General features: G+C 66.8%; 11 protein-coding genes. 8 read left to right on the top strand and 3 right to left on the bottom strand.

Annotated elements, in window-relative coordinates:
- The first annotated feature begins 21 nt into the window (after positions 1-21).
- The 5 genes from E3T38_RS15505 to E3T38_RS15485 all read left to right on the top strand — a co-directional run bounded on the left by E3T38_RS15505 (position 22) and on the right by E3T38_RS15485 (position 4,752).
- On the top strand, positions 22-753 hold the full coding sequence (locus E3T38_RS15505; RefSeq protein ID WP_134549007.1) for a PspA/IM30 family protein: 732 nt from the start codon (positions 22-24) through the stop codon (positions 751-753).
- A 158-nt stretch (positions 754-911) separates the two neighbouring features.
- Complete coding sequence (locus E3T38_RS15500; protein ID WP_104196654.1) at positions 912-1,745, top strand: arginase family protein; 834 nt, start codon at positions 912-914, stop codon at positions 1,743-1,745.
- Positions 1,746-1,835: 90 nt separating this feature from the next.
- The gene (locus E3T38_RS15495) at positions 1,836-2,624 is read left to right on the top strand and encodes a crotonase/enoyl-CoA hydratase family protein (RefSeq protein WP_134549006.1); all 789 of its coding nucleotides are present in this window, start codon (positions 1,836-1,838) and stop codon (positions 2,622-2,624) included.
- A gap of 301 nt (positions 2,625-2,925) precedes the next feature.
- Positions 2,926-4,389, top strand: a complete 1,464-nt coding sequence (locus E3T38_RS15490; RefSeq protein ID WP_134549005.1) for an NAD(P)/FAD-dependent oxidoreductase — start codon at positions 2,926-2,928, stop codon at positions 4,387-4,389.
- 3 nt (positions 4,390-4,392) lie between these two features.
- Positions 4,393-4,752 carry a Fe-S oxidoreductase gene (locus tag E3T38_RS15485; RefSeq protein ID WP_134549004.1) on the top strand — a complete coding sequence of 120 codons (360 nt, stop codon included), beginning with the start codon at positions 4,393-4,395 and terminating at the stop codon, positions 4,750-4,752.
- A 164-nt stretch (positions 4,753-4,916) separates the two neighbouring features.
- Here the strand turns inward: E3T38_RS15485 and E3T38_RS15480 are convergent, their stop codons facing one another.
- Positions 4,917-6,407: a catalase gene (locus E3T38_RS15480; protein ID WP_134549003.1), complete on the bottom strand. Its 1,491-nt coding sequence runs from the start codon at positions 6,405-6,407 to the stop codon at positions 4,917-4,919.
- Between the two features lie 47 nt (positions 6,408-6,454).
- On the bottom strand, positions 6,455-6,934 hold the full coding sequence (locus E3T38_RS15475) for a Fur family transcriptional regulator (RefSeq protein ID WP_134549002.1): 480 nt from the start codon (positions 6,932-6,934) through the stop codon (positions 6,455-6,457).
- A gap of 95 nt (positions 6,935-7,029) precedes the next feature.
- Between E3T38_RS15475 and E3T38_RS15470 the strand changes: the two genes are divergently transcribed.
- On the top strand, positions 7,030-9,087 hold the full coding sequence (locus tag E3T38_RS15470) for an MMPL family transporter (protein ID WP_134549001.1): 2,058 nt from the start codon (positions 7,030-7,032) through the stop codon (positions 9,085-9,087).
- On the opposite strand, the gene E3T38_RS15465 is transcribed toward E3T38_RS15470, so the two are convergent.
- Positions 9,081-10,520 (bottom strand): amidase, encoded by a 1,440-nt coding sequence (locus E3T38_RS15465; protein ID WP_134549000.1) that lies wholly within the window; start codon positions 10,518-10,520, stop codon positions 9,081-9,083. The genes E3T38_RS15470 and E3T38_RS15465 overlap by 7 nt on opposite strands.
- A gap of 77 nt (positions 10,521-10,597) precedes the next feature.
- Between E3T38_RS15465 and E3T38_RS15460 the strand changes: the two genes are divergently transcribed.
- Together E3T38_RS15460 and E3T38_RS15455 are read left to right on the top strand one after the other, a co-directional pair.
- Entirely contained in the window at positions 10,598-11,422 is an 825-nt protein-coding gene (locus tag E3T38_RS15460; protein WP_134548999.1) for an SDR family oxidoreductase, read from the top strand.
- A gap of 102 nt (positions 11,423-11,524) precedes the next feature.
- Complete coding sequence (locus tag E3T38_RS15455; RefSeq protein WP_104199335.1) at positions 11,525-12,178, top strand: YigZ family protein; 654 nt, start codon at positions 11,525-11,527, stop codon at positions 12,176-12,178.
- Positions 12,179-12,187 lie beyond the last annotated feature (9 nt).

The raw sequence follows: 12,187 nt of genomic DNA, 5'->3' as shown, positions 1-12,187 counted from the left end.
TCTTTGTGAAAGGACCTCCGAATGACCAAGCAGTCCATCTTCGGCCGTATCTCCCAGCTTGCGAAGGCGAACATCAACGCCATCCTGGACTCGGCGGAAGACCCGGCCAAAATGCTTGACCAGATGGTGCGCGACTTCTCGAGCAGCATCTCCGATGCCGAAAGCGCGATTGCCGAGACCATCGGCAACCTGCGTCTGCTCGAAGACGACCACCGTGAAGACCAGGAAGCCGCCGTGGAGTGGGGCGACAAGGCCCTCGCTGCGAGCCGCAAGGCCGACGAGCTGCGCCTGGTCGGCAACGCTACCGACGCCGACAAGTTCGACAACCTCGCCAAGGTCGCGCTCGGTCGACAGCTCACCTCCGAGAAGGAGGTCAAGACCGCCGAACCACAGATTCAGGCGCAGACCGCCGTCGTCAACCAGCTCAAGACCGGCCTGAACGCCATGAAAGAGAAGCTGGTGCAGCTCACCAACAAGCGCGCTGAGCTGATCGCGCGCTCCAAGACCGCCAAAGCGCAGGCGCAGGTGATGGATGCCGTCAAGAGCATCGACATGATGGACCCGACCAGCGAGGTCAACCGCTTCGAAGACAAGATCCGCCGCGAGGAGGCCCGCGTGCGTGGTGCCCAGGAACTCGCCGCATCCAGCCTCGATGCGCAGTTCGAAAGCCTCGACGATCTCGGCGAACTCACCGAAGTGGATGCCCGCCTCGCCGCTCTGAAAGCCGGCAACACCGCCGCCATCGAGGGTTAGGCCTGCTCACTCGACACTTGCGAGTCAAGACGACCCGGTGTGTACCCGACACATTCGTCGAGTGACGGCATGGCGGCATTCGGTCCCCTGTCGGCCGCAAGAAATTTGTTGTCGGCGAAGCGGATGCTGCCTGCACGGTCGCTGGGCCATACTGAGGTATGGCTCCCACCTTCGTTGTAGTACCGCAGTGGCAGGGTTCGACTTCTCCGCGCGCAATGCGCCTGATCGACGGGGCGGCGGCCATCCAGGGCGACCTCCCCTTTTCGGCCACGCGCCTGGTCGATGTGCCGGTCGAGGCCGGTGATTCGCTCGATACCGGCGTGCGTCGGTTCTCGGCGATCCAACAGGTACGCGAACGACACACCAGGATCTTGCAGGACACCACCGATTGGGCCCTCTCGATCGGTGGCGACTGCGGCATCGCGTTGGCCGCGGTCGAACACGCGGCGCGCACGCATCCGGGCGATCTGGCCGTGGTGTGGTTTGACGCCCACCCCGACCTGCACACGCCGGAATCCTCGCCGTCGGGCGGATTTTGTGGCATGGTCTTGCGCGCGATCAGCGGCGAAGGGCCGGCCGAACTCGAGCTGGCCGCCGCGAGCAGCGTGCGGCTGCAGAACGTCGTTCTTGCCGGCATTCGTGACATCGACGATGCCGAGGACGTACTGCTGAACGAGCACGGCCTGGTGAGCGTCTCGTGCTCCGAGCTGGCCGACCCCGCCGCGCTCATCGCCGCGGTTGCTGCAATCGGCGCCACGCACGTTTTCGTGCACATCGATCTTGACGTGCTCGATCCTTCGGCGCTCGATGGCCTCAGCGATCTCATTCCCTTCGGGCTGAGCGTGGCTGATCTCGGCGGCGCGATCACCGCCCTGCGCGCCGATTTCACCCTCGCGGGCGCGACCATCACCGGGTTCGCGCCCGCGTCCCCGGCAGCGGCGACCGATGACCTGCCGAGTATTCTGCGCATCATCGGCGCGCTCACCCGCTAGCTGGATGCCTCGTCACTGCGCCCCGAGCCGGCCACAGAGCATCCGCTCGCCACTTCCGCCTGCAACGTCACCTGTACCGATGGAGGCCCCATGACCGACGAGCCCCGCATTCTCACCGAGCGTCGCGGCCACATTCTGCTGATCGGGTTCAACCGGCCCGAAAAACGCAATGCCGCCGATTTCTCGCTGTTGCAGCAGCTCGCGCTCGCTTACGGTGAGCTCGACCGCGACCCCGACCTGCGCGTCGGCCTGGTCTACGCGGTCGGGGAGCACTTCACGGCCGGACTCGACCTCGCCGATATCGGCCCAAGACTCGGCCCGAACGGGCTCGAGATGGTACCGGAGGGCGGCATCAACCCGTGGCAAGTGGATGGCCGATCCCTCAGCAAACCGGTCGTCATCGCTGTGCAGGGCACCTGCCTCACCCTCGGCATCGAGCTGATGCTGGCGAGCGACATCGTGGTCGCCGCCGAATCCACTCGGTTCGGTCAGATCGAGGTCGCCAGGGGCATCCTGCCGTTCGGGGGCGCGACGATTCGGTTTCCGCGTGCGGCCGGCTGGGGCAATGCCATGCGCTGGCTGCTCACGGGCGACCTGTTCGATGCCGCCGAGGCGCACCGCCTCGGCCTCGTGCAGGAAATCGTGCCCGACGGCGCCCAGTTCGACCGGGCTCAGGAGCTCGCCGAGAAGATCGCTGCCCAGGCCCCGCTCGCCATCCAAGCCACCCTGGCCAACGCGCGCCTGGCCGAGCGGAGCGGTGCGGCATCTGCTGAAGGAGCACTGCAGCCGGCTCTCGCCCGTCTGGTGGCCACCGAAGACTCCCGCATCGGAATGCAGGCGTTCCTGACCCGGATCCCCGCCGTCTTCCTCGGCCGCTAGTACTCCACGCCCCATCCCGTGTGGACGGGGCCTGGGCCCGGAACGCGGGCCCAGCTTATAAACTGGGCCCGCGTTCATAAGGTGGGCCCGGGGTCACAGCACTCGTCGAAAGCCAGATAATCGGATCCCAGTCGTTCGCGGCAGGCGGCAACGTCTCAAACAAACTCACACACTGAGTAAGAACGTCAGGGTAGGCTGCACTGATTCAAGCTCTCCATGTCCCGGCCAGCGACCACCAGCCCGAGCAGCCGTGGCCAGTTTTTCGTCACCAGGCCGGTACATCCCGATTCAAGGAGATTCAATGTCGAGTCAGATCTACGACGTCATCGTCATCGGCGGCGGCGCCGTCGGGGAGAACGTTGCCGACCGCACCGCCCAGGGCGGACTACGCACGGTCCTCGTCGAGAGCGATCTGGTCGGCGGCGAATGCTCATATTGGGCCTGCATGCCATCGAAAGTGCTGCTGCGCAGCGGCGCCGCCCTCGCTGCGGCCCGCCGGGTTCCGGGCGCCGCCGAGGCCGTCACGGGAAGCATCGACGTGCGGGCGACCCTCAAGCAACGCGACTCCATTACGAGCAACTGGAAGGACGACGGCCAGGCGAAATGGCTGGAGTCGGCTGGCATCGGCCTCGTGCGTGGCCATGCCCGCCTCACTGGCGTTAAAGAGGTCACGGTCACCGCACCGGATGGCGCGGTGACCGTTCTGACCGCCACCCATGCGGTCGTCGTCAGCACTGGGTCGGCGGCGTTGCTACCCGACATTGACGGTCTGAAAGAGATCGAGCCGTGGACCAGCCGCGATGCGACAAGCGCCCAGCAAATTCCGGAGCGTCTCGCCGTGATCGGCGGCGGCGTCGTCGCAGCCGAGATGGCTGCAGCCTACTCCTCACTCGGCTCGACGGTGACCGTGATCGCCCGCAGCGCGCTGCTCGGCAAGCAGGAACCCTTTGCGGGCGAACTCATCACCGCCGCGCTCGAGGAGAATGGGGTGACCGTGCTCGTCGGCCCGTCTACCACGACGGCGCACCGGGATGAAACCGGGACGGTCACGCTCACGCTCGATGACGGCACCACCGTCGCGGCCGACCAGGTGCTCGTGGCCATCGGGCGCACCGCGCGCACCCACGACCTCGGCCTCGACACGGTCGGCCTCAACCCCGGTGACTGGCTCGTGGTAGACGACTCGTTGCTCGTGGAGGGCGACTCCCCCGCGCTGGCCGGCGACTGGCTCTATGCCACCGGCGATGTCAACCACCGAGCACTCCTCACGCACCAGGGCAAATACCAGGCCCGCGCGGCCGGCGACGCGATCGTGACCCGTGCAGCCGGCACCCCGGTCGATGATGCGCCCTGGGGGGCGCACGTGGCGACGGCCGACCACGCCGCCGTTCCGCAGGTGACCTTTACCGACCCGGAGGTTGCCTCGGTAGGGTTGACCGCAGCGTCCGCCGTGAAGGCGGGGTATCGCATCCGCATACTGGATTACGACCTCGCAAACCTGGGCGGCGCCTCGGTACTCGCGGTCGGCTACGTCGGCAAGGCCCGGGCGATCGTCGATCTCGACCGGGAGGTCCTCCTCGGCGTTACTTTTGTCGGCCAAGACGTCGCCGAGCTGCTGCACTCGGCCACGGTCGCGATTGTCGGCGAAGTTCCCGTCAGCCGTTTATGGCACGCGGTACCGAGTTACCCCACCCTCAGCGAGGTGTGGCTGCGCCTGCTCGAAGCCTACGGACGCCCGGGGTTCACCGACGAAGCTTCACAGTAAGGCATGCGTCGCATCCTCTTTGATTCACCGGTCAGCCGGGCCGGCTACCTCTACGCCACCGCAGTCGGGCTGGTCTGGGGGTCGATTTGGAGCACCGGGCGGGTCGAGAAGAGGGCAGGGTTGTTCGTGTTTCGCGGCATGCCGTCGTGGACCTTCGGTCGCGGCGGCTCCTGCGTTGGCGGCTGCTACCTCACCAACCAGAACGTCACAGCCCGTGTGCTCGAGCATGAAGCCGTGCACAAACGCCAGTGGCAACGGTTCGGCATGGTCTTTCCGCTGCTGTACGCGGTCGCCGGGCGCAATCCGCTGAAGAACCGTTTTGAGATCGAGGCTGGCCTGAAAAAGGGTGGCTACCTGCGTTAGAGCAGCGGCTGGCCAGCGCGGCGGCCACCCATCCCTCGCGTGAGGTTCACCCACCGACCAGAGCCGGCCCCCGACGGTCGATTTGCGACCCCTCACGAGCGGAAGAGCACACAAAACCGCCCGGCCTGCAATCAGGCCGGGCGGTTTCTGTCGTGCGGGTGTTACTACTGGCCGGCGACGTATGCCGCGTCGACCGCTGCAGCCTCGGCGAAAACGGCGAGGTTCGCGCGCAGCTTGGCGCCGAGGTCGGCGTCAACGCTGGTCCAATACCAGATTGCCCGCTCGGTGACCTCGGGGCGAGTCACGCCGCTGATGGCACCGGTGATGGTGTCGAGAAGACGCGCCTTGGCGCCATCGTCGTAGACCTCGCGGTAGAGCGTTCCGGCCTGGCCGAAGTCGCTGTCCTCGCTGCGCAGGGTCGCGGCGGCACGCAGCAGCGTCCCGTCGTCCTCCCATGCGCCCTCACCGGCAGCCGCCGGGTCGGCGACGGGGCCGCCGAGGGAGTTCGGCGCGTAGTTCGGTACGCTCGGTGCGTTGAAATGGTGGCGCTGCGAGCCATCCTGGGAGTAGTTGTTGACCGGGCTCTTGGGAGCATTGATCGGCAACTGCGCGTAGTTGGTACCCACGCGGTAGCGCTGCGCGTCGGGGTAGGAGAAGATACGAGCCATGAGCATCTTGTCGGGGCTCGCCGCGATGCCGGGCACGAAGTTGGCCGGCGAGAACGCCGCCTGCTCGATCTCGGCGAAGAAGTTCTCCGGGTTGCGGTTGAGGGTGTGGGTACCGACCGGGATCAGCGGGAAGTCGGCGTGCGGCCAGACCTTGGTCACGTCAAACGGGTTGAACCGGTAGGTGTTGCCTTGCTCGTACGGCATGACCTGCACAGACACGTTCCACGACGGGAAGTTGCCGGCAGCGATCGCGTCGGACAGATCCCGGCGGTAGTAGTCGGCATCCGCTCCGGCGAGGAGTTCGGCCTCTGACCCGTCCATCTCGACGTTGCCCTGGTTGGATTCGAAGTGGTACTTCACCCAGAAACGCTCGCCCGCAGCGTTGATCCACTGGTAGGTGTGCGAACCGAAGCCGGGCATTTCACGCCACGAGCGCGGCAGGCCGCGGTCACCCATGAGGTAGGTGACCTGGTGGGCTGACTCCGGAGACAGGGTCCAGAAGTCCCACTGCATGGTCGCGTCGCGCAGGCCGGTGCCCGGCAGGCGCTTCTGCGAGTGGATGAAGTCGGGAAACTTGATGCCGTCGCGGACGAAGAATACCGGGGTGTTATTGCCGACGATGTCGTAGTTGCCCTCGGTCGTGTAGAACTTGACCGAGAAACCACGCACGTCGCGCCAGGTGTCTGGACTGCCCTGCTCGCCGGCAACGCTGGAGAAACGCTGCAGGGTCGGTGTGACCGTGCCCGGCTGGAACACGGCCGCGCGGGTGTATTTGGAGACGTCGCCGGTGACGACGAACTCGCCGTGCGCTCCGCCGCCCTTGGCGTGCACGATGCGCTCCGGAATGCGCTCGCGATTGAACTGGGCGAGCTTCTCGACCAGGTAGCGGTCGTGCAGCGCGATGACGCCGTCGGCGCCAGCGGTGAGGGAGTGCGCGTCGCTCGCGACGGGCGTTCCCGTCTGGTCAGTAGTGGGCTGGATAGTCATAGTGCTCCTTGAGAGTGGATCAGCAACGCGTCGTTGACGGTGAAAGGTTAGGGGAGAGCGGTTTCGGATTGGCACTGGGCGCAGAGGCCCCAGTAGATGACTTCGGCGGCGCGCACGTCGAAGCCGAGCGCATCCACCGGGGTGAGGCAGGGAGAGTGACCGACCGCGCAGTCCACGTCGTGCACTACGCCACAGCGGGTGCAGACGATGTGGTGGTGATTGTCGCCGACCCGGCGTTCAAACAGCGCGGGCGAGCCGGCCGGTTCGATCTTGCGTACGATCCCCGCGGTGGTGAACGAGGCCAGCACTCCATAGACCGCCTGGAGTGACGTGCCCGGAAGGTCGGCGCGTACAGCGCCGAACAGTGCGTCGGCGGTCGCGTGCGGCCGGTCGGTGAGGGCCCGCAGCACGGCCAGACGCGGTACGGTCACCTTGAGCCCAGCCGAGCGGATACCGTCCTCGAGTAACCCGGCGTCGGCTACTGCCGGACGCATGTCTGCGCCGTAGCTTGATTCGGGTATCGTCATATTCCGATCCTAGCATCTTGTTTTGAGTAATTCAAAACAACGGTGCAATCGTTTAGCTAGCTAGGATAGCGATCAGTGACATTCTGGGAGGAACAGTGCTCGCGATCACCCGCTTTATCTCCGGCAAACGCACCGCCTGGGCGGTATTGCTCGGAACAATCGTGGCCGTGGGATTACTGTTCACCCTGCTTCCGGCCAATGACTCAGCGGATTTTCCAGCCGCGGGGTTGCCGGAAAGCAGCCAGGCTGCCCGGGTCACCGAGCTACTCACCACGTTTCCTTCCGCCGATCAGACCGCTGCGATCGTGGTTTGGTCCCGGGACAGCGCCGGCCTGACCGCGGCGGACAAGACGGCAATCACCGCCGCGGCGGCTCAGCTCGGTGCCGCGTCGATCGCCCCGCGCGCAGCAACGCCGCAGTTCAGCGACGACGGTCAGGCTGCGTTGAGCGTGGTGCCACTGGAGGCCCTCGGGGCGACGGCCGATATTGAGAAGGCGGCCACCGCTATCCGCGCTACGGCGTCGACCGCGCTGCCCGGCGGGCTGACCGCCTACGTCACCGGGCCCATAGGCTTTCAGGCCGACATCACCAATGCCTTCGCCGGAGCCGACTTTCGCCTGCTGCTGGTGACCGTGATCGTCGTCGCTGTGCTGCTCATCGTGACCTATCGCAGCCCGGTGCTGTGGATCGTGCCGCTCGTCGTGGTCGGCCTCGCCGACGGCCTGGCCGGCAAGGTAGCCGGCGCGCTGGCCGAACCGCTCGGTTTTGCCCTCGATGCCTCGATCTCGGGAATTCTCTCCGTGCTCGTGTTCGGCGCCGGCACCAACTACGCCCTGCTGCTCGTGGCGCGCTACCGCGAAGAACTGCTGCACACCGAGAATCGCAACGTCGCGATGCGTACCGCAGTGACGAGCGCCGGCCCGGCCATCGCGGCCAGCGGCGGCACGGTCGCGCTGAGCCTTCTCACCTTGATGTTCGCGGAACTCGCCGGCAACCGGGCCCTCGGTATCGCGTGCGCCATCGGTGTGATCATCGCCATCCTGTTCGCCCTGCTCGTGCTGCCGGCAGCCCTCGTGGTGTGCGGGCGCGGCCTGTTCTGGCCGTTCATTCCGCGCGTGCGGGCTCAGGCAGCGCCGGTGCGCACCGGTTTCTGGACGCGGCTCGGCCGGGGCGTGTCCAAGCACCCGGTGATCATCACGGTCATTTCCGTTCTGGCGATCGGCGCTCTCGCCTTCGGGCTGAACGGCGCCGCGGTCGGGCTGTCCCAGGCCGACCAGCTGCTCGGCAACCCGGAATCGGTCGTTGCGCAGCGCATCGTGGACGCGTCGTTTTCGGCGGGGCTGACCAGCCAGACCGTTGTGTTGGCGCCGGAGGCGGCATCCGCTGACACCGTGGCGGTCGCTCTGGCGACCCCCGGAGTTTCTGCGGCGGTCGCCGGTGAAAACGCCGGCGGCCTGACCCGAATCGACGTCACACTCGACAGTGAACCGGGCAGCGACGCAACGTTCGCGACCATCGCCGCCCTGCGCACCGATGTAGCGGATGCCCCCGGCGCCGTTTCGCAATCACTGGTCGGTGGCAGCGATGCCACGGCCCTCGACACGAAGACCAGCGCCGAGCGCGATCAACGTCTGATCCTGCCGCTGATCCTCGGCATCGTCTTTCTGATTCTGGCGCTGTTACTACGCTCGATCGTGGCACCGGTACTGCTCATTGCCACGGTGCTCGCCACCTTCTTCGCCAGCCTGGGCGCCTCCAACCTGATCTTTCAAAACCTGCTCGGGTTTGCCGCATTCGACACCAGCGTCGTTTTGTTTGCGTTCCTGTTCCTGGTGGCGCTCGGCGTGGACTACAACATCTTCCTGACGACGCGTGCCCGCGAAGAGGCGCGGCGCTACGGCACCCGCGAGGGAATGGTGCGGGCGCTGTCCTCGACCGGCGCCGTGATCACGAGCGCCGGCATTTTGATCGCCGCCGTATTCGCCGTGCTCGGTGTGCTCCCCGTTGTTGCTCTTACCCAGATCGGCGTGATCGTCTGCATCGGTGTGTTGCTGGACACCCTGGTCGTGCGCACCGTGCTCGTGCCGGCCCTGGTCTTTCTGGTCGATGACCGGTTCTGGTGGCCGTCCAACCCGGTGGCGACGCGTCAGTAGGTTGATGCCGGCTCGGGCGGTACTCGCTCCTGCCAGCGGATGCGCCGCTCCAGTTGCGCGCCCAGCGCGAGTAGCGTGGCCTCACCGCCCGGCCGGCCGATGAGCTGCACCCCCATCGGCAGGCCGTTCTCGGTTTGGTGCACCGGAAGCACGATCGCCGGCAGTCCGCTCACGTTGATCATCGAGGTGAACGGCGTGTACTGAACCTGCTGGGCGAAGTTCGCCTCGGCGTCGTGCGCGTCGTACCATCCGACCGGCCGCGGGGTCAGGGCCATGGCTGGGGTCAGCACGGCATCGAATTTCGACAGTTGCTGAATGAACGACCGCTCGAACGCGGTCAGCGCGGCGAGCGCCTGCGCAAGGTCGCGGGCACTGAGGTTTCGGCCCCGGGCGAGCAGCCACTGGGTCAACGGTTCGAGCAGGGCGATCTCGGCCTCGGTCTCGGCCGGGATGCTCGCCGCGCCAGCCTGCCAGATGGTGCGAAACGCCGGCCCGTAGCTCGGGTCGGGCAGAAGCGCTGTCTCTTCGAGTCCGTGGTGCAGCGCGGTGAATCCAGCGACGGCCAGGTCGAGCGCCTCCTGCGCTTCGGGGGCGATTTCGATGGAGTAGTCGTTGTCCCAGGCCGAGGTCGTCATGACGCCGAGCTGAAACCGGCCCTCGCCGCGCACGGCCGCTGCCAGCAGCGGCGTTTCATCATCGGGGGCCCGCAGTGCGTAGTAGTGGTTGGGGTGACTGTCCCGGGGCACGATCATGGCATCGAGCAGCAGGGCGGCATCCGCTACAGTGCGAGCGAGCGGGCCGCCAACGGAGAGGCCGCCGAGCTTGTCGATGCCGGAAGCGGCGGGCACACGCCCGCGACTGGGCTTGAGGCCGACGAGGCCGCAGGCGGCCGCCGGAATGCGGATAGACCCGCCGCCGTCGGAGCCGGGCGCGAACGGGAGCAAGCGCGCTGCGACCGCAACAGCGGCGCCGCCGCTGGATCCGCCGGCACCGAGCGCGAGGTTCCACGGGGTGCGGGCGGGCGGGGAGGCCAGGCTTTCGGTGTATGAGGCGAGCCCGAATTCGGGCGTGTTGGTTTTACCGAGACTGACTCCCCCGGCATCATCGAGTACCTGCACCAGATCGTCGGACCGGTCTGGCACATAGTCGGCGAACAGGCGCGACCCGAACCCGGCGTGCACCCCCGCACGCTGGTACAGGTCTTTGTCGGCGAAGGGGAGGCCCCAAAGCGGCGCGGTGAGCGGCATCCGCTCTTCAACGAAGCGGGCCCGGGCCCGGGCGGCATCCGCGGTCACGGTGACGAAGGCGCCGAGCGCTGGATTGAATTTCTCGATGCGGGCCAGGTAGTGCTCGGTGAGCTCGCTCGGGCTGATCTCCCGCCGCTGCAGGGCCTGCCATTGCTCCAGGGCGGTCAGTTCGTGTGGATCAGCCATGATCCGAGCCTAGTTCGAACGGGCCCGGTGACCGGCCATCTCTGGTCATGTTCGATCCGGGAGGCTAACCTCAAGCCATGGCCAGTGCTTTGTACAATCCCATCGGCACTACCGCGCTCATCACCGGAGCGTCGAGCGGACTCGGCGTCGGGTACGCGCACGAGCTCGCCCAGCGCGGCGCGGATCTCGTGCTCGTCGCCCGCCGTCAGGCCCGCCTGGAGGCGCTCGCGGTCGACCTGGCCGAGAAATACGGCACCGTCTCCACCGTGATTCCGCTTGATCTCAGCGAAGCGGATGCTGTCCCCGAGCTGGTCTCCGACCTGCGCGAGCGGGCGATCACCATTGGCACCCTCGTCAACAACGCCGGCTTCGCTACCTTCGGTACCGTACTCGACTCCGACCGGGTGCGGGAAGTGGAGCAGGTCGCCCTCAATGTGCACGCACTGACCGCGCTGACCCATGCCTTTCTGCCCGATCTGGTCGAGACGGCCTCGCTGCATCCGCACACCGCAGCGCTGGTGAACTTGGCGAGCACGGCGGCGTTCCAGCCGGTGCCGCGCATGGCCGTCTACGCGGCGACCAAGGCCTATGTGCTCAGCTACACCGAGGCGGTCAGCTACGAGACCCGCCCGAGCGGCCTCAAGGTCACCGCGATCTGTCCGGGCCCCGCCGACACCGAGTTCTTCGAGATCGCCCAGACCGGCGGCGATAAGAAGGGCACGCCCTTGACAGTGGACGAGGTCATGCGTGCCTCCTTCGCCGCTCTCGACCGGTCGGTGACGCCGTCGGTCGTCCTGGTCGGTGCGCGCAACGCGCTGCTCGCCCGGATGGTCAGCCTCTCCCCCCGGCGCGCCGTGCTGAATGCGGTGGGGCGCATGAACACGCCACGCGCCGCCAGGTAACGACCTCGATCCCTGGCAGAAAACCAACAACTGCTACCCCGCCCGCGGGCGCTTCTTCTGCTGCACCGGGCGCCGATCACCCGGATGCGCGAGACTGGACGCATGCCCGATCTCACTTTGCACGGCGGCATCGGCAGCCGTGTCGACGCCGAGATCGAAGTAAAACGATCCAGATTTCTGTGCCGCCTGGTCAGAACCGAGACAGAGGATGCGGCGCGCGCTGCGATCGACGACGCACGGAAGACCCACTGGGGTGCTCGCCACCACTGCTCGGCATTCGTGCTCGGGTCATCCGGTGCTCCCGATCAGGTGCGTCGTTCGAATGACGACGGTGAACCATCGGGAACTGCGGGGCGGCCCATGCTCGAAGCGCTGTCCGGGCGAGGTTTCGTCGACTGCGTGGCGGTCGTCACTCGCTACTTCGGTGGCACCCTTCTCGGTGCTGGCGGCCTGGTGCGCGCGTACTCGGAGGCTGTTCTCACGGCGATCGACGCGGCCCAGTCCCTGGGGCTGGTCGTGGAGCGCGAACGCCGTGAATTGTTCACGCTCGCCTTGCCCCACGCGGATGCCGGCCGCATCGAGGCCGAGTTGCGCCAGCGCGGAGTGCTCATCCTGGGTACGCAGTATGGGCTCGACGCGGTGCTGAAGATTGCCGATGACGACGCGACGCGGCTCGCCGCGATCGTCGCCCGAGTCACGGCCGGAACCGCAGAATTGGAGGCCCTCGGCCACGAATGGGTCGACGTCGAACGGTAACCAACGACA

Source organism: Cryobacterium sp. Hb1 (assembly GCF_004403585.1).
In the GTDB taxonomy this organism is placed as follows: domain Bacteria; phylum Actinomycetota; class Actinomycetes; order Actinomycetales; family Microbacteriaceae; genus Cryobacterium; species Cryobacterium lyxosi.
This window is presented reverse-complemented; position numbering and strand designations above follow the sequence as displayed.

What these genes read in the sequence shown, in the direction of transcription:
- E3T38_RS15505 (WP_134549007.1), top strand. Translation starts at nt 22, where the DNA reads ATGACCAAGCAGTCCATCTTCGGCCGTATCTCCCAGCTTGCGAAGGCG.
- E3T38_RS15500 (WP_104196654.1), top strand. Translation starts at nt 912, where the DNA reads ATGGCTCCCACCTTCGTTGTAGTACCGCAGTGGCAGGGTTCGACTTCT.
- E3T38_RS15495 (WP_134549006.1), top strand. Translation starts at nt 1,836, where the DNA reads ATGACCGACGAGCCCCGCATTCTCACCGAGCGTCGCGGCCACATTCTG.
- E3T38_RS15490 (WP_134549005.1), top strand. Translation starts at nt 2,926, where the DNA reads ATGTCGAGTCAGATCTACGACGTCATCGTCATCGGCGGCGGCGCCGTC.
- E3T38_RS15485 (WP_134549004.1), top strand. Translation starts at nt 4,393, where the DNA reads ATGCGTCGCATCCTCTTTGATTCACCGGTCAGCCGGGCCGGCTACCTC.
- E3T38_RS15480 (WP_134549003.1), bottom strand. Translation starts at nt 6,407, where the DNA reads ATGACTATCCAGCCCACTACTGACCAGACGGGAACGCCCGTCGCGAGC.
- E3T38_RS15475 (WP_134549002.1), bottom strand. Translation starts at nt 6,934, where the DNA reads ATGACGATACCCGAATCAAGCTACGGCGCAGACATGCGTCCGGCAGTA.
- E3T38_RS15465 (WP_134549000.1), bottom strand. Translation starts at nt 10,520, where the DNA reads ATGGCTGATCCACACGAACTGACCGCCCTGGAGCAATGGCAGGCCCTG.
- E3T38_RS15460 (WP_134548999.1), top strand. Translation starts at nt 10,598, where the DNA reads ATGGCCAGTGCTTTGTACAATCCCATCGGCACTACCGCGCTCATCACC.
- E3T38_RS15455 (WP_104199335.1), top strand. Translation starts at nt 11,525, where the DNA reads ATGCCCGATCTCACTTTGCACGGCGGCATCGGCAGCCGTGTCGACGCC.